This window comes from Monashia sp. HAY1-2A, from assembly GCF_056755315.1.
In genome coordinates this window covers 25,382-43,717 of the sequence record NZ_JBNDHY010000018.1, presented here as the reverse complement: position 1 = coordinate 43,717, position 18,336 = coordinate 25,382, and the positions used below count along the sequence as shown (strand labels likewise).

The following is an 18,336-nucleotide window of genomic DNA, read 5'->3' as shown; positions in this document are numbered from 1 at the left end:
CCTCAAGGCCGCCACCCGCGGCGAGGGCGACACCGGTTCGGTCACACCCGGCACGGTGCTGCTGCGTCGCGAGACCTACGACCACAGCTACCCGCACTGCTGGCGCTGCCGCCAGCCGCTCATCTACATGGCGGTGTCCTCGTGGTTCGTCGAGGTCACGAAGATCAAGGAGCGCATGCTCGAGCTCAACCAGCAGATCGAGTGGACGCCCGCACACATCAAGGACGGCCAGTTCGGCAAGTGGCTGGCCAACGCCCGCGACTGGTCGATCTCACGAAACCGTTTCTGGGGCAGCCCGATCCCGGTGTGGAAGTCGGACAACCCGGAGTACCCCCGCGTCGACGTCTACGGGTCCTTCGAGGAGCTCGAGCGCGACTTCGGCGTCACGGTCACCGACCTGCACCGCCCGTTCATCGACTCGCTGACGCGTCCCAACCCCGACGACCCGACCGGGACGTCGACGATGCGCCGCGTCGAGGAGGTCTTCGACGTCTGGTTCGACTCCGGGTCGATGAGCTTCGCGCAGGTGCACTACCCGTTCGAGAACGCGGAGTGGTTCGAGCACCACTTCCCCGGCGACTTCATCGTCGAGTACATCGGGCAGACGCGCGGCTGGTTCTACACGCTGCACATCCTCGCGACGGCTCTCTTCGACCGGCCCGCGTTCAAGTCGTGCGTCAGCCACGGGATCGTCCTCGGCTCCGACGGGCAGAAGATGAGCAAGTCGCTGCGCAACTACCCGGACGTCACGGAGGTCTTCGACCGCGACGGTGCCGACGCGATGCGCTGGTTCCTCATGAGCAGCCCGATCCTGCGCGGCGGCAACCTCGTCGTCACCGAGCAGGGGATCCGCGACGGCGTCCGGCAGGTGATGATCCCGCTGTGGAACGCCTGGTCGTTCTTCGCGCTCTACGCCAACACGGCACGCGGCGGCGAGGGATACGAGGCGAGGTGGTCGACGGGCTCGACCGACGCGCTCGACCGCTACCTGCTCGCCAAGCTGCGCGAGTTCGTCGGCGACATGACCGAGCAGCTGGACGCGTACGAGATCGCGGCGGCCTGCGACACCATGCGCGGCTTCCTCGACGTCCTGACCAACTGGTACATCCGGCGCTCGCGCGACCGGTTCTGGGGCGGCGAGACCGAGGAGTCCCTCGCGGCCTTCGACACGCTCTACACGGCCCTGGAGACGGTGACGCGCGCCATCGCGCCGCTGCTGCCCCTGGTCACCGAGGAGATCTGGCGTGGCCTCACGGGCGGCCGGTCGGTGCACCTGACCGACTACCCGCTCGTCGACGACCTGCCGGCCGACCACGACCTCGTCCTCGCCATGGACCGGGCCCGGGAGGTCTGCTCGGTCGGGTCGAGCCTGCGCAAGGCACGCCAGCTGCGGGCACGCCTGCCGCTCGGCGGCCTCACCGTCGTCGTGCCCGAGCCGGGGGCGCTCGAACCGTTCCGCTCCATCGTGCAGGACGAGCTCAACGTCAAGGAGCTGGTGCTCGTGGACCTGGCCACCGCGAGCGAGGCCGACTTCGGCGTGACCCAGCGGCTCACGGTCAACGCGCGTGCCGCCGGCCCGCGCCTCGGCAAGGACGTCCAGGCGGCCATCCGGGGCAGCAAGTCCGGTGACTGGTCGGTCTCGCCCGACGGCGTCGTGACGTCCGGTGGCCTCGCGCTCGTCGAGGGGGAGTACGCCCTCGAGACCGTGGTGTCCGGTGACGGCGCCGACAGCGCGGCGACGGCGATGCTGCCCGGCGGCGGGTTCGTCGTGCTCGACACCGCGGTGACGCCGGCCCTCGCCACCGAGGGCGTGGCCCGCGACCTCGTCCGCGCCGTGCAGCAGGCGCGGCGCGACGCCGGGCTGCACGTCAGCGACCGCATCAGCCTGACGATCCAGGGCTCGCCCGAGGTGTTCGAGGCGACCGTCGACCACCGTGACCTCATCGTCGGCGAGACCCTCGCCGTTCAGTTCGCGTCGGCGGGCCCGGAGCACGCCCTGCCCGACGGGGTGGGCACGCGGGTCGTGGTCGGCGACGACCACACCGCGACGATCGTCGTGGAGAAGCGATGATCGCGGCTGGCACGGGCACGCACGGTGGTCGCGGCGAGGGCCTCGGCCAGGGCCGCCAGGGTAGCCAGGGCCGCGTGGACGTGGAGGGCATGCCGGACGTGGAGGGCATCGTGGTGCGCCCGGCGGTCGGCGACGACCTGTCCGGCGTGCTGTCGGTCGGGCACCGCACGTGGCTCGCGACCTACGAGCCGCTCGTCGGCCCGGAGTACGTCGCCATGGGCCTGGCCAAGTGGTGGACGACCGACGTCGTCGCGGCCTCGATCCGCAAGGGCCGCACCATCGTCGCCTTGGAGGGCGACGACGTCGTCGGCGTGGCCACCTTCGGCCCACAGGACGACGACTTCGTCCTGTGGAAGCTCTACGTGCTCCCCGACCACCACGGGCGCGGCATCGGCTCGCGGCTGCTCGACGCCGTCGTCGAGCGGGCCGTCGAGGGTGGCCACGATCGCATCGTCCTGTCGCACATCGAGGGCAACGAGGGCGCGGCGCGCTTCTACGCGCGTCACGGCTTCACCGAGACGCACCGGGAGGCCGGCGGGTCGGACATGCCGGTGAGCGTCTGGATGGCACGCCCGCTGCCGAGACCCGCAGCGACCACCGACGGCGCCGAGGTCGCCCACCTCACCGACGCGGAGGTCGACGGTCGCGACCTCGCCGTGGAGGACCCGTCCGGGACGGAGGACGCGTCGTGAGCGGCGGGCGGCCCGACGGCGCGGCCATCGAGGCCGCGCGCAACCTCGCGGAGATGAAGCGCGTCCGCGAGATCGAGGAGGAGATCCTCGCCCGTGCCCCCGAGAACGACATCGGTCCCTCGCTCGAGCGGATCCGTGCCGTCATGGAGCTGGCCGGCGACCCGCAGCGCGCCTACCCCTCGATCCACCTGACCGGCACCAACGGCAAGACGTCGACGAGCCGGATGATCGACGCCATCCTGCGCGAGACCGGTCTGTCGACCGGGCGGTTCACCTCGCCGCACCTGCACGACATCCGGGAGCGGATCACGCTGTCCGGCAAACCGATCCCGCGCGACAAGTTCATCGCGGCCTACGACGACGTAGCGCCTCTCGTCGAGATCGTCGACGCGCGCTCCCTCGCCGACGGCGGGCGCCGGATGAACTTCTTCGAGGTGCTGGTCGCCGTCGCGTACGCCGCGTTCGCCGACGCGCCGGTCGACGTCGCCGTCATCGAGGTGGGGCTGGGCGGGTCCTGGGACGCCACGAACGTCGTCGACGGCCAGGTCGCCGTGGTGACACCGGTCGACCTCGACCACACCCACATCCTCGGCGATGACGTCGTCGCCATCGCGGAGGAGAAGAGCGGCATCATCAAGGCCGACTCGTTCACGGTGTCCGGGGTCCAGGACGAGGACGTGGCGCGCGTCCTCCTCGACCGCGTCGAGGAGGTCGGTGGTTCAGGGATCGTGTTCGAGGGCAACGACTTCGGCGTGCTCGAACGTGAGGTCGCCGTCGGCGGGCAGCAGGTGTCGCTGCGCGGCCTCGCCGGTGACCACCCCGACCTGTTCCTGCCGCTGTACGGCGCGCACCAGGCGAGCAACCTCGCCACCGCCGTCGCGGCGGTCGAGGCGTTCCTCGGCGGCGGGACGCAGCCCCTCGACACCGACGTGCTGCGAACCGCCTGCGCGTCGATGACCTCGCCCGGTCGTCTCGAGGTGGTCCGTCGCTCGCCGACCGTCCTCGTCGACGCCGCGCACAACCCGCACGGCGCGCGCTCCCTGGTCGCAGCGCTGCAGGAGTCCTTCACCTTCACCCGTCTCGTCGGGCTCGTCGGCATCGTCGCCGACAAGGACGCCGTCGGCCTGCTGGAGGTGCTGGAGCCGGCGCTCGACCATGTCGTCGTGTCGCGCAGCACGTCACCGCGCGCCCTCGACCCCGAGCGGCTCGGCGAGCTGGCGCGCGAGCTCTTCGGCGACTCGCGGGTCACGGTGGTCCCGTCGCTGCCCGACGCCCTCGAGCAGGCCGTGACCCTCGCGGAGCAGGAGGGCATGGGCGGCGGAGTCGTTGCCACCGGCTCGGTCATCACGGCCGGCGAGGTGAGGATGCTGCTCGGTCACACCGACGTCTGACGGTGCGACCCTCCACCTAGGCTGGGCGCATGCACCCCCTCTTCAAGCTCGTGGTCGTCGTCGCCCTCGTCGTGGTCGTCGTCGTGCTGTGGGGGCGTGTCGTCGGACGCCGCGACCCGGACCGCCAGGTGGTCGGCCTCACCGACGAGGTGCGGGCCACCGTCAGCCGCCAGATCAGCGCGGGACACCGGGTCAACGCCATCAAGGTCTACCGGGAGGCGACGGGGGCACCGCTCACGGACGCCAGGCGAGCCATCGACCAGTGGTTCGTCCCCGGACGGGGCCCGGGGGTGCGCGATGCCGCGGCCTCCTTCACCGACGGCCGTCTGACCGACGAGGCGCGCGCCCGCATCAGCGAGCTCGTCCGCTCCGGCCGCCGGGAGGACGCCATGAGCCTCTACGCGGAGGCCACCGGCGCGAGCGGCGCCGAGGCCCGCGCCGTCATCCGCACGTGGGACACCGCCCAGGACTACTGAGCCGCTCCGTCCGCTCCCTCAGCGCCCGACTTCGACGACGACACCGACCACGACACCGACCACGACACCGACCACGAGACCGACCACGACACCGACCACGACACCGACGATCACCGACACAGGACGACACCCATGAACGCCCTCCGCCTGCACGGCACCACCCGAAAGTTCACGTGGCGCATGCTCGCCACCGTCCTGGGCGGCCAGTCGCTGTGCATCCTGCTCGGCGCGCTCGTGGCCCGCGGCGTGACGTCGGCCGCGGACGAGCCGGGACGAGGCACGGCCTACCTCGTCGTCGGGTTCGGCCTCGCGGCGCTGTGCGTGCTGGCTGCCGGCTCGATGCGTCGACCGTACGGCCTGACGCTCGGCTGGGCGGTTCAGGTGCTGACCCTGGCCAGCGCGGTCGTCGTGCCGATGATGCTCGTCGTCGGGCTCTTCTTCCTCGCCCTGTGGGTCACCTGCCTCGTCAAGGGCGCCTCGATCGACGCGGAGATGGCCCGCCGCGAGCGGGAGGCCGCGACGGGCGCGGCCGACCCGGCCGATAGGGTGGACGGGTGACCTCGGAACGTTCTCTCGTCCTCGTCAAGCCCGACGGCTTCCGCCGTGGCCTCACCGGTGAGGTGCTGCGCCGCATCGAGGCCAAGGGGTACTGCCTCGCCGGGCTCGCCGTACTCACCCCAACGCGCGAGCAGCTGGCCGCCCACTACGCCGAGCACGAGGGCAAGCCGTTCTACGAGCCGCTCGTCGAGTTCATGAGCTCCGGACCGGTCGCCGCCGTCGTCATCGAGGGCCAGGACTGCATCAAGGGCTTCCGTGCCCTCGCCGGTGCCACCAACCCCACCGAGGCGCTCCCCGGCACCATCCGTGGCGACCTCGGCCGCGACTGGGGCACGAAGGTCCAGCAGAACATCGTGCACGGCTCCGACTCTCCGGAGTCGGCCGCGCGCGAGGTCGCCATCTGGTTCCCCGGGCTCTGACCCTCGGCGGGCTCCCCGGAGCCCCACAGGTCCCTCTGGCCCCGCAGGTCACGCATCCGGCGACACTCGCCGGATGGGCTCGGTCCTGCCGCCGGGGCGAGACACAATCCCGGCCATGAGCACCTGGCCGCCCCTGGGACGCGACCTCGCGGTCGACCTCGGGACGGCGAACACGCTGATCCACGTCCGCGGACGGGGCGTCGTCCTCGAGGAGCCGTCCGTCGTGGCGGTCGAGACCGGCACCGGACGCCTGGTCGCGGCCGGCGCCCGCGCCAAGGAGATGCTGGGTCGCGCCCCGGGCAGCATCCGCGCCGTCCGCCCCCTGCGCGACGGCGTCGTGTCCGACGCCGACGAGACCGAGCGCATGCTGCGCTGGTTCATCGACCGGGTGCGCACGTCCCGTCTCGTCCGGCCGCGGATGGTCCTCTGCGTGCCGAGCGAGGTGACCGGCGTCGAGCGGCGGGCCCTCGAGGACGCCGCGACGCGCTGCGGTGCCCGCCGGGTCTACATGGTCGAGGAGCCGATGGCCGCCGCCATCGGTGCCGGGCTCCCGGTCCACGAGACGGCGGCCAGCATGGTGGTCGACATCGGCGGCGGCACGACGGACGTCGCGGTCATCAGCCTCGGCGGCATCGTCACGTCGACGTCGCTGCGTGTCGCCGGCGACGAGGTCGACGAGGCGCTCGTCAGCCACGTCAAGAGCGAGTACTCCCTCCTGCTCGGTGAGCGCAGCGCGGAGGACCTCAAGGTCGCCGTCGGGTCGGTGTTCCCGCTGCGCGAGGAGCTGACCACCCGCCTGCGCGGGCGCGACCTCGTCACCGGCCTGCCCAGGACCGTCCAGGTCGGCTCGGCCGAGGTGCGCCGCGCCATCGAGGGACCGGTGCTGCAGATCATCGAGGTGGTGCGGGCCACGCTCGACGTCTGCCCGCCCGAGCTCGCCGGCGACATCGTCGACCGCGGCATCACGCTGACCGGCGGCGGAGCCCTGCTGCGCGGGCTCGACGAGCGGATGCGGCACGAGCTCGGCGTGCCGGTGCACGTCGCGGACGACCCCCTGCGAGCGGTGGCGAGGGGCGCCGGCCGGTGCGTCGACGACTTCCCCAGCCTCGAGCGCGTCCTCGTCGGCGACCCGCGTGCCCGGCCGTGACGACGAGCACCCGAGCATGACCGGCACGGCTCGCCGCCGGCTCCTCGCGGCTCTCGTGACCCTGACGCTCGTGCTGCTCGTCGCCGACCTGGCCGGCTCCGCGGCGACCGCCGCGGTGCGCCGGGCCTCCGGTGCCGTGCTCGGGCCGGTGCAGCGCCTCCTCGCGGGCCCGTCGCGGAGTGACCGAGACCGCCTCGAGGAGGAGAACACCCGGCTGCGCGCCGTCGTCGCCGACCAGCAGCACTCCCTCGACGAGCTCGGCCGGCTCCGTTCGCTCCTCGGGACGGAGACGCTTGCAGGTCACGCCTTCGTGCCCGCGCGCGTGGTCGGCACGGCTCTCGGCCCGCTCGGCGGCCGGCGCGTCACCATCGACGTCGGGTCGCGTGACGGCGTCGAGACCGACTCCACGGTCGTGGCCGCCGAAGGCCTCGTCGGGCGTGTGGTGTCGGTGTCGCCCTGGACCAGCGACGTGCAGGTGCTCGGGTCCACGGGATCGGTCGTCGGCGTGCGAGTCGGTCCGGCCGGCATGCTCGCGACGGTGGCGGCGCCGGGGACCGCCGACCGCGAGGCACGCCCCCGTGGGTCACTGACCCTGTCGCTGGTCCGGCCGGGGACCGCCGTCGTCGGCGACGTCGTGCGAACAATGGGCAGCATCGACCAACGCCCTTATGCCGCAGGCGTGCTCGTCGGTACGGTCACCGACGTCGACCCATCGAGCGGGGGCCTGAGCGTGACGGCGACGGTCCGGCCCGCCGTCGACCTCGACGCCGTCGACATCGTCGCCGTGCTCGTCCCCGGACCGCGCACCGCTCCGCGCGCCACGCAGCAACCGGGCGCGAGGCCGGGGCTCGTCGGGGTGGCGTCGGCGGCACGAACGCAGCCGTCCGCGACGGCAGCGGCGCCGTGAGGCCGACGCTGCTCGGGGTGCTCCGGGCGGGGTACGTGGCCGTCGCGGCCCTCGTCGCGGCGACCGTGCTGCCCGGCCTGGGGGTGCCCGGGGCCTGGGTGCCCGACCTCGTCCTCATCGGGGTCGCCACGACGGCCGTCCTGCGGGGTCCGGTGCACGGCGCCCTCGTCGGCCTCGCGGCCGGGTGGGCGGTGCAGCTCGTCCCGCCGGTCAGCACGCCGCTCGGCCTGGTGCCGCTCGTCACCGCGGTCGGGGGCCTCGTCGCAGGCCTCTTCTCCAGCCCGGCCTCCCGCTCGGGCCTGCGGCCGCTCGCGGCACTCGCGGCGTCGGCAGCCGTCGTCGGCCTGGTCCGCGCGGTCATGGCGCTCGTGGCCGAGCGCGGCGTCGACGTCCCGGGCAGCGCTGCCCGCCTGGCCTCGACCGTGGCCGTCGGGCTCGTCGCCGTGCCCGTCCTCATCGCCCTCGACCGCGCACTGGTGCGCCGGAGACTCGGGTGAGGGGGCGGCCGCACCGTGCGCGGCGCCTCCGGGCCCGCCCGCGGACCGGGGTCGTCGGTGTCGTCGTCGTGCTCGTCGTCGTCCTCTTCGGCCTGCTCGTCGGGCGCCTCGGCGAGCTGCAGCTCGTCGAGGGGCCCCAGCTGGCGCGGGCGGCCACCACGGCCCACACCCGGACCGTCACCGAGCACGCCCTGCGCGGCCGCATCCTCGACCGCACCGGCGCGCCCCTGGCGTCCACCACCTTCACGACCACGGTGACGATCGAGCGGGCCAGCCTCGCCCGCGCCGGGGACGGCGGCAGGAGGCTCGTGGCGTCCGTGGCCGCCGGGCTCGGCCTGCCCTTCGACCGCCTCTGGGGCAAGACGATGCTCTGCGGCACGGCGGGTGCGCCGCGCGCGCCGGCCTGCTTCAACGGCTCCCCGTACGTGCCCGTCCCGGTGGCCGGCGGCGTCGACGAGCGCCGCGCGCTCACCCTGCTCGAGCAGCCCGAGCGGTACCCGGGTGTCGGTGTGCGTGCCGAGCCGGCTCGAGGCTACCCGCACCCGGATGGCGCACTCGCGCCGCACCTGCTCGGCTGGGTCGCCAGGGCCGACGCGTCCGAGGTCGCCTCCAGCGGCGGCACGGTCGACGCCGAGGACGTCGTCGGCCGCTCGGGACTCGAGCAGCAGTACGACGCCGTGCTGCGCGGCGCGAACGGCTCGACGGTCGTCGCCGTCGACCCGCGCGGGATCGTCACGGGCATCGTCTCGCGGACCCCGCCGGTGCCGGGGCGTGACGTCGTCACCCACGTCGACGCCCGCCTCCAGGCGCGGGTCGAGGCCGCGCTCGCGCGGGTCGTCGGGCGGGCCCGGGCGCAGAGGCTGCCGGCCGACGCCGGCGCCGCCGTCGTCCTCGACGCCACGAACGGTGCCGTGGTGGCGGCCGCGAGCCACCCGACCTACGATCCCGGGCTCTTCACCGGTGGCATCACCGCGCGCGAGCTGGCGGGGCTGACGAGCGAGGCCGCCGGCGTCCCGCTGTCGTCGCGGCTCACGGCGCAGACGTTCCCGCCCGCGTCGACCTTCAAGGTCATCTCGGTCGCGGCCGCCGTCCAGTCCGGTGCCCGGCTCGACGGCACCTACGACTGCTCCCCGGCCCTCGACGTCGACGGCCACGTGTTCCACAACTTCGAGTCCCGGGGCTACGGGCCCATCGACCTGCACCGGACGCTCGTCGTCTCCTGCGACACGGTCTTCTACCGCCTGGCGTACGAGGCGTGGCGCGCGCAGGGCGGTCTCACCGCGCCGGTCACCGCGCCTGACCCGTTCGTGTCCATGGCCCGGGCGTTCGGCCTCGGCCGGCGCACCGGCGTCGACCTGCCGGGGGAGTCCGCCGGACGCGTCGCCGACCGGCAGTGGAAGGAGGCGACGTGGGCCGCCACGCGCGAGACCACCTGTCGTCGGGCCGGCACCGGCTACCCCGAGGTCGCCCGCACCGACCGGGCCCGGGCTGCTTACCTGACCCGCCTGGCGCGGGAGAACTGCGCGAGCGGCTACGAGTACCGAGCCGGCGACGCCGTCAACTTCTCCATCGGACAAGGGGACACGGCCGTGACCCCGCTCCAGATGGCGACCGTCTACGCCGCGCTCGCCAACGGCGGCACACTGTGGCAGCCCCAGGTCGCGGCCGGCTACCGAGCGGCCGACGGGACCACGACGCCCATCGCGCCCCGACGGGTCGGCACCGTGCCGCTGCGCCGCGACGTCGGGGCGTACGTCCGGGCCGCCCTCGGCGACGTGACGCGCCCGGGCGGGTCGGCCGGGACCGCGTTCGCCGGCTTCCCGCAGGACCGGTACCCCGTCGCGGGCAAGACCGGCACCGGCGAGGTGTTCGGCAAGAAGGCCACAGCGTGGTTCGTCGGGTACGGCCCCACGACCCGGCCCAGGTACGTCGTCGCCGTCGTCGTGAGCCAGGGCGGTTCGGGGTCGCGGGTCGCGGCCCCCGCCGTGCGTGAGATCTTCGATGCCATCCTTGCCCTGAGGATGTGACCGACCCGGACCCGAGAGGCCGACGTGGACGACTACCTGCGGACCGACGCGCCCGTCGTCGAGGCCCTCGACCGGGCCTGGCGTCGCAGCCGGCTCACGGTGCGGACCCGCTTGTCCCGCTTGCGGTCCCGGGCGTTCCTCCTCCTGCAGAGCTCGGTGGCCGCAGGCGTCGCGTGGCTCGTCGCGCACGACCTGGTCGGGCACGCGACGCCGTTCTTCGCCCCGATCGTGGCCATCGTCTGCCTCGGGATGTCGTACGGGCAGCGGGTCCGACGCGTGCTCGAGGTCGCAGTGGGGGTGGCGGTCGGTGTCTTCACGGCCGACGTGTTCGTGCACGTCGCCGGCAGCGGTCCGTGGCAGATCACCGTCGTCGTGCTGTTCTCGATGGCCTTCGCCGTCCTGCTCGACGGCGGTCCGCTGCTCGTGACGCAGGCAGCGGTGCAGAGCGTCGTCATCGTCGCCCTCGCCGCGAGCCCGGGCCAGGCGCTGTCACGCTGGACCGACGCGCTCATCGGTGGTGCGGTGGCTCTCGTCGCCGCGGTCGTCGTGCCGCAGGCGCCGTTGCGCCGGCCCCGCGTGGCGGCCTCCGAGGCCGTCGCCAAGATCAGCGAGCTGTTGCGGCAGGCGGCCACCCTGGCCGCCGGGGGTGACGTCGACGCGGCGGCCTCGGTGCTCGCGTCGGCGCGCGGCACCGAGTCGCTGCTGCGCGAGCTGCGCCAGGCCGCCGACGAGGGCCTTGCCGTCATCACGAGCTCACCGCTGTCGCGGCGCCGGCACGCCCCGCGCGTCCGGTCCATGGCCGAGCTCGTCGAGCCCCTCGACATCGCCATGCGCAGCACCCGCGTGCTCGTTCGTCGGGTGACGATCTCGGTGGCACGGGGCGAGAACCTGCCCGACAGCTACCGCGCGCTGCTCGGCCGCCTCGCCGACGCCAACGACGTCATGGCCCGGGCGCTGTCCGAGAACGCGGCCGCATCCGTCGGTCTGCGCGGCCTGCTCGAGGTCGCCGCGGCCACGGGGGAGCTGCCGCGAACGTCGAGCCTCGCGTCCGAGACCGTCCTGGCCCAGCTGCGCTCGCTCGTCGTGGACCTGCTCCAGGTGGCCGGGCTCGGCGAGGAGGACGCCCATGCCGCGATCCCTCCCGAGCGCGACCGCGACTGAGCCCGGCGACACCCGACTCGACCACGCCGCCACGAGCTCGGCGGGTCGGCGGCAAGAGCGGGAACCCAGCGGGAGGGCCGGGTCGCCCGGACCCGGCCCTCCCCTGCTCGACGCGTCGAGGCCGTCAGCGGGACTGCGCGGCCTGCTCCGGCGTCGCCGGCAGCTTCTCGACGCGCGGGTCGCCGGCGTCGGCGAAGTAGTCCGCCGGGATCGTCTGGTCGATCCCCTCGGGCGCCTTCGCGGCTCGGAACACCAGGGTGAGCACGGCGGCGACGATGACGTTGAGGACGAACGCCGTCAGCGCGATGTACCCCAGCTGGCCGATGACCGGGATCTGCGCGACCGAGCCGGCGAAGGGCGCACCGGTCGCCTTGTTCGTCACGTTGTACGCCGCGAGCGTGCCGTACACCATGCCCACCGCCCAGCCGACGAGCAGCGCCCACCGGTGGAACCAGCGCGTGTAGAGGTAGAAGACGAGCGCCGGGAAGGTCTGCAGGATCCAGATGCCGCCGAGGAGCTGGAAGTTGATCGCGTTGCTCTTGTCGAGGAAGAGGACGAACAGCAGGGCGAACGCCTTGACGACGAGCGAGGTGATCTTGCTGACCTTGGCCTCCTGCTCGATCGTCGCGTTCGGCCGCAGCCAGGCCCGGTAGACGTTGCGCGTGAAGGTGTTCGCGGCGGCGATCGACATGATCGCGGCAGGAACGAGCGCACCGATCGCGATGGCGGCGAAAGCGACGCCGGCGAACCACGACGGGAACATGTCCTCGAACAGCTGGGGGATCACCAGCTGTCCGTTGACCTTCCCGTCGAGCCCGACCGGCTTGGTGCCGGCGGCGATCGCGACCCAGCCGAGGAGCGCGAGGAGGCCGAGCAGGAACGAGTACGCCGGCAGGATCGAGGCGTTCTTGCGAATGGTGGTGCGGCTCTTGGCCGACAGGCTGGCCGTCACCGAGTGCGGGTACATGAACAGCGCGAGCGCCGACCCGAGGGCGAGCGTCGCGTAGGCCCAGTAGGCCTTCGGCCCGGGGATGAAGACGTTCGGGCTGCCGGTGGCGGCGTTCGTCGTCGTCGTCATCTTCTGCTTGGCCGCGTCGAAGATGTGGCCCCAGCCGCCCACCTTCGAGGGCAGGTAGATGACCGCGACGATGATGACGAGGTAGATGAGGATGTCCTTGACGAACGCGATGATCGCCGGCGCGCGCAGGCCCGAGGTGTACGTGTACAGCGCGAGCACGAGGAACGCGATGAAGATCGGCGCGTCCTTGGCGAGGATGTTGCCGCCGCCACCGACGCCCGCCACCTCGAGGACGGCCTGGATGCCGACGAGCTGCAGGGCGATGTACGGCATCGTCGCGAGGAAGCCGGTGACCGCCACGGCGAGCGACAGGACGCGCGAACCCGAACGGCCCTGGACGAAGTCGGCCGGCGTGACGTAGCCGTGCCGGTGCGACACGGACCAGAGGCGGGACATGAAGACGAAGATGATCGGGTACAGCACGATCGTGTAGGGCACGGCGAAGAAGCCGTTGACGGCGCCGAAGGCCCACATGGCCGCGGGAACCGCGACGAACGTGTACGCCGTGTAGAGGTCGCCTCCGAGCAGGAACCACGTGATCCACGTGCCGAAGGTCCGGCCGCCGAGGCCCCACTCCTCGAGGCTCTCCATGCTCGCCGGACGCCGCCAGCGCGCCGCCCAGAAGCCGGCCGCCGCGACGACGACGAAGAAGAAGACGAGGACGGCGAGGGCGATGCCGTTGACTCCCTGGTTCATCGGAGCCCACCACCCGTCGTCGTGTCGTCGTCGAGGTACTCGTCACCCTCGGGGTTCATCGGCCGGTGCGGCCGGGCCTTGAGGACGAGGCGGTGGGCGGTGTACGTCAGCGCCGAGGTGATGACCACCCAGACGAACTGGTACCAGATGAAGAACGGGAAGCCGGCGACGCGCGGCTCGTCCTTGGCGTACGTGCCGACGAGCGTCAGCGCGACGAGCGGGATCGCGAGCAGAACTCCGGCGACGGCCAGCAGGCCCTTGTTCGCCGGCGGAGCCGAGTGGCGGTGCGGAGTGGAACTCACGACGGTGACCTCCGTTGGTCGGGGCCGGACCGGTCCGGCCGTGCGTCAGGAACGTACTCCCAGCGTGCCCCGGAATGGGGTCCCTGACACCGTTGAATGCCGAACTGTTGGCGAACGACACCCGGTTCGTGACCTCGCGGTCGGCGTCGGCGGAACCGCGGTCGGGGCCAAGGTGCCTCCCGGATAGGGTGACCCCCATGGCTGATTTCGATGTCGTTGTGCTCGGTGCCGGTCCCGGTGGCTACGTCGCGGCGATCCGCGCGGCGCAGCTGGGCAAGAAGGTCGCCGTCGTGGAGAAGCAGTACTGGGGTGGGGTGTGCCTCAACGTCGGCTGCATCCCGAGCAAGGCGCTGCTGCGCAACGCGGAGATCGCGCACATCATCACGCACGAGAAGAAGACCTTCGGCATCGAGGGCGAGGCCACGATGTCCTACGGGCCCACGCACTCGCGCAGCCGCTCGGTGGCCGACGCCAGCGCCAAGGGCGTGCACTATCTCATGAAGAAGAACAAGATCGAGGAGATCGACGGCTGGGGCACGATCACGTCGGCGACCTCGATGGACGTCGCGCTCAACGACGGCTCGTCGCGCTCGGTCACCTTCGACAACCTCATCATCGCCACCGGCGCCCAGGTCCGGATGCTGCCCGGCATGCAGGTCAGCGACAACGTCGTCACCTACGAGGAGCAGATCCTCGACGCGGACCTGCCGGGCTCGATCGTCATCGGCGGCTCGGGCGCCATCGGCGTCGAGTTCGCCTACGTCATGAAGAACTTCGGCGTCGACGTCACCATCGTCGAGTTCCTCGACCGCATGGTGCCGACCGAGGACCCCGACGTGTCCAAGGAGCTGCTGCGCCAGTACAAGAAGCTCGGCGTCACGGTGCTGCTCTCGACCGCCGTCAAGAACGTCGAGGACACCGGCTCGGGCGTGCGCGTCACGGTGGCCCCGGCCGCCGGGGGAGACGAGACCGTCCTCGAGGCCGACAAGTTCCTCGCCGCCTTCGGCTTCGCCCCGCGCACCGAGGGCTACGGCCTGGAGTCCCTCGGTCTGCAGATGACCGAGCGCGGCGCCGTCGCGATCGACGGCCGCGGGCGCACCAGCGTGCCCAACGTCTTCGCCATCGGTGACGTCACCGCCAAGCTCATGCTGGCGCACACCGCCGAGGCCATGGGCGTCGTCGCCGCCGAGACCATCGCGGACGCCGAGACGATGGAGCTGAACTTCGACATGATCCCGCGGGCGACCTTCTGCCAGCCGCAGATCGCCTCCTTCGGATACACCGAGGCCCAGGCCAAGGAGAAGGGCTACGACGTCAAGACGGCCAGCTTCCCCTTCTCGGCCAACGGCAAGGCACGCGGCATGGCCGAGGGCGTCGGCTTCGTCAAGATCGTCGCCGACGCCGAGCACAACGAGCTGCTCGGTGCCCACATGATCGGCCCCGAGGTCACGGAGCTGCTCCCGGCCCTGACGCTGGCCCAGCAGTGGGACCTCACGGCCGACGAGGTGGCCCGCAACGTCTTCGCCCACCCGACCCTGAGCGAGGCCATGAAGGAGGCCATCGAGGGCATCGCGGGGCACATGATCAACCTCTGAGGCCTCGACCTCCGAGGCGTCCCGTCACGGGACGCGTCCGACGCGCGAAGGGCGCCCCACGGCGTGAGCCATGGGGCGCCCTTCGACGTCTGCTGCGACCGATCAGTACCAGTGCTTGCGTCCGCCGATAGCGCGTCCGGTGGCGCCGAGCACGAACAGGACCGCGCCGACGACGAGCAGGATGATGCCGATCGTCGTGAGGATGCTGATCTTGGCGAGCAGCCCGACGATCAGCAGGATCAGTCCGAGAATGATCATGGTGTCGCTTCGCTCCTTACGAGAGGTTTCCCCGAGACGACCATGTCGTACCCGGCACGGTCACAGGAGGAACGCAGGCACTGGTCACGAATCGGTCAAGCGGGCCCCCGCCGGCGCCGATTAGTGCGCGGTGGCCTGCGCTGTTAGTCTTTGAGACGCCGTGTTCCGGCCGCGGAACGAGAGAGCCCAGGTGGACATGCCCTGGCGCACCGCGCAACGAGTGAAGAAGGAGTCGGTCATCCATGCCCCTGGACGCTGACGTCAAGAAGAAGATCATGGCCGAGTACGCCACCAAGGAGGGCGACACCGGCTCCCCCGAGGTGCAGGTCGCGCTGCTCACCCAGCGCATCAAGGACCTCACCGAGCACGCCCGCGCGCACAAGCACGACCACCACAGCCGTCGTGGTCTGCTCCTGCTCGTGGGCCAGCGCAAGCGGATGCTGCGCTACCTCGAGACCACCGACATCGAGCGCTACCGTTCGCTGATCAAGCGACTCGGCCTGCGTCGATGACGATGTGACGAAAGGCGGTCCCCGCGCGTGCGCGGTGACCGCCTTTCGTCGTAGGTGCGGCCGGGTCGGGCTCCGACGCCGAGCGCACCCGCGGGCCACCCGGCTCGTGGCAGTACACAGAAGACAAACCGGGCACACAACGACGATGTGCACCGGCTACATGAGAAAAAGAAAGCGAGGGCCCACATGGAGGGTCCAGACATCACCTTCGCCGAGGCCGTCATCGACAACGGCAGCTTCGGCACCCGCACCGTCCGGTTCGAGACCGGGCGCCTGGCCAAGCAGGCCGGTGGAGCCGTCGTCGCCTACCTGGACGACGACACGATGCTCCTGTCGACGACCTCGGCCGGCAAGCAGCCGAAGGACCAGTTCGACTTCTTCCCGCTGACGGTCGACGTCGAAGAGCGGATGTACGCCATCGGCAAGATCCCCGGCAGCTTCTTCCGCCGCGAGGGTCGCCCCTCGACCGAGGCGATCCTCACCTGCCGCCTCATCGACCGGCCGCTGCGCCCGACCTTCAAGAAGGGGCTGCGCAACGAGGTCCAGGTCATCATCTCGGTGTTCTCGCTGAACCCCGACCACCAGTACGACGTGCTCGCCATCAACGCCGCGAGCGCCTCGACGCAGATCTCCGGCCTGCCGTTCTCCGGCCCCATCGGTGGCGTGCGGGTCTCGCTCATCGACGGCCAGTGGGTCGCCTTCCCGAACTTCTCCGACATCGAGCGCTCGACCTTCGACATGGTCGTCGCCGGTCGCGTGGTGCCGGGTTCGAATGGTGACGACGTCGCGATCATGATGGTCGAGGCCGAGGCCACCGAGTCGACGTGGGACCTCGTCCGCAACGAGGGCAAGCAGGCTCCGACCGAGGAGGTCGTGGCCGAGGGCCTCGAGGCCTCCAAGAAGTTCATCAAGCAGCTGTGCGAGGCCCAGGCCGAGCTCGCCTCCAAGGCCGCCAAGCCGGTCGAGGAGTTCCCCGTCTTCCTCGACTACGAGGACGACGCCTACGCCGCCGTCGAGGCCGCCGTGTCGGCCGACACCGCCCAGGCGCTGACCATCGCCGGCAAGCAGGAGCGCGAGGAGCGCCTCGACGAGATCAAGGCCTCCGTCAAGGAGCAGCTCGCCGCCCAGTTCGAGGGCCGCGAGAAGGAGATCTCCGCCGCGTTCCGCTCGCTGCAGAAGCAGCTGGTGCGTCAGCGCATCCTGCGCGACGAGGTCCGCATCGACGGCCGGGGCCTGAAGGACATCCGCGCCCTCGGCGCCGAGGTCGAGGTCCTGCCGCGCGTGCACGGCTCGGCGATCTTCGAGCGTGGCGAGACCCAGATCATGGGGGTGACGACGCTGAACATGCTCAAGATGGAGCAGCAGCTCGACACGCTCTCGCCGGTGACGCGCAAGCGCTACATGCACAACTACAACTTCCCGCCCTACAGCACCGGTGAGACCGGTCGTGTCGGGTCGCCGAAGCGTCGCGAGATCGGTCACGGCGCGCTGGCCGAGCGGGCGCTCATGCCCGTCCTGCCGACGCGCGAGGAGTTCCCGTACGCGATCCGCCAGGTGTCCGAGGCCCTCGGCTCGAACGGCTCGACGTCGATGGGCTCGGTCTGCGCCTCGACGCTGTCGCTGCTCAACGCCGGTGTGCCGCTGCGCGCGCCGGTCGCCGGCATCGCGATGGGTCTCGTCTCCGACGAGGTCGACGGCGAGACGCGGTACGCCGCGCTCACCGACATCCTCGGCGCCGAGGACGCCTTCGGCGACATGGACTTCAAGGTCGCGGGCACCAAGGAGTTCGTGACGGCGATCCAGCTCGACACGAAGCTCGACGGCATCCCGGCGTCGGTCCTGGCCGGCGCGCTGACCCAGGCCCGCGACGCGCGACTGCACATCCTCGACGTCATGGCCGAGGCCATCGACGTGCCCGACGAGATGAGCCCCTACGCGCCGCGCATCATCACGGTGAAGGTCCCCGTCGACAAGATCGGTGAGGTCATCGGCCCGAAGGGCAAGATGATCAACCAGATCCAGGACGACACGGGCGCCGACATCTCGATCGAGGACGACGGCACGGTGTTCATCGGTGCGGTCGACGGCCCGTCGGCGGAGGCGGCTCGCGCGGCGATCAACGCCATCGCGAACCCGCAGATGCCCGAGGTCGGCGAGCGCTTCCTCGGCACCGTCGTCAAGACGACGACCTTCGGCGCGTTCGTCTCGCTGCTGCCCGGCAAGGACGGCCTGCTGCACATCTCCGAGGTGCGCAAGCTCGTCGGCGGCAAGCGGATCGACAGCGTCGACGACGTCGTCAAGGTCGGCCAGAAGGTCCAGGTCGAGCTCAAGGAGATCGACCCCCGCGGCAAGCTCTCGCTCGGCGCCGTCCTCCCCGAGGACGAGGCCAAGGGCGGGGCCGACGAGGCCAAGGAGGCCGCGGACGTGGCCCCGGCCGACGCCGAGACGGCCGAGGTCTGACCTCACCAGGCCCCGGTCCCGCACGGATCGCGAGCGGCCCGTCACCCCGACCGGGGTGGCGGGCCGCTCGCGTGTGCGGGGTCTGCCGG

17 protein-coding genes are annotated in these 18,336 nt (G+C 71.8%); 14 read left to right on the top strand and 3 right to left on the bottom strand.

The window, feature by feature from the left end:
* The 11 genes from ACPYOM_RS04590 to ACPYOM_RS04540 form a co-directional block, all read left to right on the top strand.
* Positions 1-2,071: class I tRNA ligase family protein (locus ACPYOM_RS04590; protein ID WP_481345057.1), on the top strand; the 2,071-nt coding region annotated here is incomplete at its 5' end.
* 74 nt (positions 2,072-2,145) lie between these two features.
* Complete coding sequence (locus tag ACPYOM_RS04585; RefSeq protein WP_481345056.1) at positions 2,146-2,763, top strand: N-acetyltransferase family protein; 618 nt, start codon at positions 2,146-2,148, stop codon at positions 2,761-2,763.
* A 53-nt stretch (positions 2,764-2,816) separates the two neighbouring features.
* On the top strand, positions 2,817-4,154 hold the full coding sequence (locus ACPYOM_RS04580; protein ID WP_481340592.1) for a bifunctional folylpolyglutamate synthase/dihydrofolate synthase: 1,338 nt from the start codon (positions 2,817-2,819) through the stop codon (positions 4,152-4,154).
* 29 nt (positions 4,155-4,183) lie between these two features.
* Positions 4,184-4,630 (top strand): hypothetical protein, encoded by a 447-nt coding sequence (locus ACPYOM_RS04575; protein ID WP_481340564.1) that lies wholly within the window; start codon positions 4,184-4,186, stop codon positions 4,628-4,630.
* Positions 4,631-4,762: 132 nt separating this feature from the next.
* Positions 4,763-5,188 carry a DUF4233 domain-containing protein gene (locus ACPYOM_RS04570; RefSeq protein ID WP_481345055.1) on the top strand — a complete coding sequence of 142 codons (426 nt, stop codon included), beginning with the start codon at positions 4,763-4,765 and terminating at the stop codon, positions 5,186-5,188.
* Positions 5,185-5,607, top strand: coding sequence for a nucleoside-diphosphate kinase (gene ndk, locus ACPYOM_RS04565; protein ID WP_481340560.1), 423 nt, complete (start codon positions 5,185-5,187; stop codon positions 5,605-5,607). The genes ACPYOM_RS04570 and ndk overlap by 4 nt, the downstream gene beginning before the upstream one ends.
* A 115-nt stretch (positions 5,608-5,722) precedes the next feature.
* The gene (mreB, locus tag ACPYOM_RS04560; RefSeq protein ID WP_481345054.1) at positions 5,723-6,754 is read left to right on the top strand and encodes a rod shape-determining protein MreB; all 1,032 of its coding nucleotides are present in this window, start codon (positions 5,723-5,725) and stop codon (positions 6,752-6,754) included.
* 16 nt (positions 6,755-6,770) lie between these two features.
* Positions 6,771-7,661, top strand: a complete 891-nt coding sequence (gene mreC, locus ACPYOM_RS04555; RefSeq protein ID WP_481345053.1) for a rod shape-determining protein MreC — start codon at positions 6,771-6,773, stop codon at positions 7,659-7,661.
* The gene (locus tag ACPYOM_RS04550) at positions 7,658-8,158 is read left to right on the top strand and encodes a rod shape-determining protein MreD (protein ID WP_481345052.1); all 501 of its coding nucleotides are present in this window, start codon (positions 7,658-7,660) and stop codon (positions 8,156-8,158) included. The genes mreC and ACPYOM_RS04550 overlap by 4 nt, the downstream gene beginning before the upstream one ends.
* Positions 8,155-10,185, top strand: a complete 2,031-nt coding sequence (locus ACPYOM_RS04545; RefSeq protein ID WP_481345051.1) for a peptidoglycan D,D-transpeptidase FtsI family protein — start codon at positions 8,155-8,157, stop codon at positions 10,183-10,185. Before ACPYOM_RS04550 ends, ACPYOM_RS04545 begins: the two co-directional genes overlap by 4 nt.
* A 24-nt stretch (positions 10,186-10,209) precedes the next feature.
* On the top strand, positions 10,210-11,346 hold the full coding sequence (locus ACPYOM_RS04540) for an FUSC family protein (RefSeq protein WP_481345050.1): 1,137 nt from the start codon (positions 10,210-10,212) through the stop codon (positions 11,344-11,346).
* 124 nt (positions 11,347-11,470) lie between these two features.
* On the opposite strand, the gene mctP is transcribed toward ACPYOM_RS04540, so the two are convergent.
* Entirely contained in the window at positions 11,471-13,120 is a 1,650-nt protein-coding gene (mctP, locus tag ACPYOM_RS04535; protein ID WP_481340548.1) for a monocarboxylate uptake permease MctP, read from the bottom strand.
* Positions 13,117-13,422: a DUF3311 domain-containing protein gene (locus ACPYOM_RS04530; protein WP_481340546.1), complete on the bottom strand. Its 306-nt coding sequence runs from the start codon at positions 13,420-13,422 to the stop codon at positions 13,117-13,119. The genes mctP and ACPYOM_RS04530 overlap by 4 nt, the downstream gene beginning before the upstream one ends.
* Before the next feature lie 197 nt (positions 13,423-13,619).
* Here ACPYOM_RS04530 and lpdA point away from each other — a divergent pair, with 197 nt between their 5' ends.
* The gene (lpdA, locus tag ACPYOM_RS04525; protein WP_481340544.1) at positions 13,620-15,017 is read left to right on the top strand and encodes a dihydrolipoyl dehydrogenase; all 1,398 of its coding nucleotides are present in this window, start codon (positions 13,620-13,622) and stop codon (positions 15,015-15,017) included.
* Between the two features lie 102 nt (positions 15,018-15,119).
* Here the strand turns inward: lpdA and ACPYOM_RS04520 are convergent, their stop codons facing one another.
* Positions 15,120-15,275 (bottom strand): DUF6131 family protein, encoded by a 156-nt coding sequence (locus ACPYOM_RS04520; protein ID WP_481340542.1) that lies wholly within the window; start codon positions 15,273-15,275, stop codon positions 15,120-15,122.
* Between the two features lie 242 nt (positions 15,276-15,517).
* On the opposite strand from ACPYOM_RS04520, the gene rpsO reads away from it, so the two are divergent.
* Both rpsO and ACPYOM_RS04510 read left to right on the top strand, forming a co-directional pair.
* On the top strand, positions 15,518-15,787 hold the full coding sequence (rpsO, locus tag ACPYOM_RS04515) for a 30S ribosomal protein S15 (RefSeq protein WP_076261108.1): 270 nt from the start codon (positions 15,518-15,520) through the stop codon (positions 15,785-15,787).
* 186 nt (positions 15,788-15,973) lie between these two features.
* Positions 15,974-18,247, top strand: a complete 2,274-nt coding sequence (locus ACPYOM_RS04510) for a polyribonucleotide nucleotidyltransferase (protein WP_481345049.1) — start codon at positions 15,974-15,976, stop codon at positions 18,245-18,247.
* The last annotated feature ends 89 nt before the right edge of the window (positions 18,248-18,336 follow it).

Excerpts from the sequence above, each read along its gene's own strand:
- ACPYOM_RS04580 (WP_481340592.1), top strand. The coding sequence starts at position 2,817 with ATGAAGCGCGTCCGCGAGATCGAGGAGGAGATCCTCGCCCGTGCCCCC.
- ACPYOM_RS04575 (WP_481340564.1), top strand. The coding sequence starts at position 4,184 with ATGCACCCCCTCTTCAAGCTCGTGGTCGTCGTCGCCCTCGTCGTGGTC.
- ACPYOM_RS04570 (WP_481345055.1), top strand. The coding sequence starts at position 4,763 with ATGAACGCCCTCCGCCTGCACGGCACCACCCGAAAGTTCACGTGGCGC.
- mreB (WP_481345054.1), top strand. The coding sequence starts at position 5,723 with ATGAGCACCTGGCCGCCCCTGGGACGCGACCTCGCGGTCGACCTCGGG.
- mreC (WP_481345053.1), top strand. The coding sequence starts at position 6,771 with ATGACCGGCACGGCTCGCCGCCGGCTCCTCGCGGCTCTCGTGACCCTG.
- mctP (WP_481340548.1), bottom strand. The coding sequence starts at position 13,120 with ATGAACCAGGGAGTCAACGGCATCGCCCTCGCCGTCCTCGTCTTCTTC.
- lpdA (WP_481340544.1), top strand. The coding sequence starts at position 13,620 with ATGGCTGATTTCGATGTCGTTGTGCTCGGTGCCGGTCCCGGTGGCTAC.
- ACPYOM_RS04520 (WP_481340542.1), bottom strand. The coding sequence starts at position 15,275 with ATGATCATTCTCGGACTGATCCTGCTGATCGTCGGGCTGCTCGCCAAG.
- rpsO (WP_076261108.1), top strand. The coding sequence starts at position 15,518 with ATGCCCCTGGACGCTGACGTCAAGAAGAAGATCATGGCCGAGTACGCC.
- ACPYOM_RS04510 (WP_481345049.1), top strand. The coding sequence starts at position 15,974 with ATGGAGGGTCCAGACATCACCTTCGCCGAGGCCGTCATCGACAACGGC.